Source organism: Chitinimonas violaceus (assembly GCF_052601015.1).
The window spans coordinates 1-233 of record NZ_JBQXDJ010000354.1 but is presented as its reverse complement, the minus strand read 5'-3'; the positions used below and the strand labels follow the sequence as shown (position 1 = coordinate 233).

1 protein-coding gene is annotated in these 233 nt (G+C 53.6%); it reads right to left on the bottom strand.

What is annotated here, in order from left to right; genetic code table 11:
* A partial coding sequence (locus ACUHMQ_RS21700; protein ID WP_445297452.1) for a transposase occupies window positions 1–233 on the bottom strand: 233 nt, incomplete at both ends.

The following is a 233-nucleotide window of genomic DNA, read 5'->3' as shown; positions in this document are numbered from 1 at the left end:
CAGCTCACTACGCTTGGCTATTTGCACTGTCGCCCCCACGCAAGCTTGCACACCCTGAGCAAACGGCTGACCCGTATAACCACTATCTGCCAGCACACTCAACACTCGACTCAAGTCAGCATGGCTGTCTTTTAGTGCTTCCAATGCACCACTTCGATCGGTGACCTCTGCCGTCGTTACCGCAATCGCATGGGGCAAGCCCAGCGTATCAACAGCAATATGTCTTTTGATCC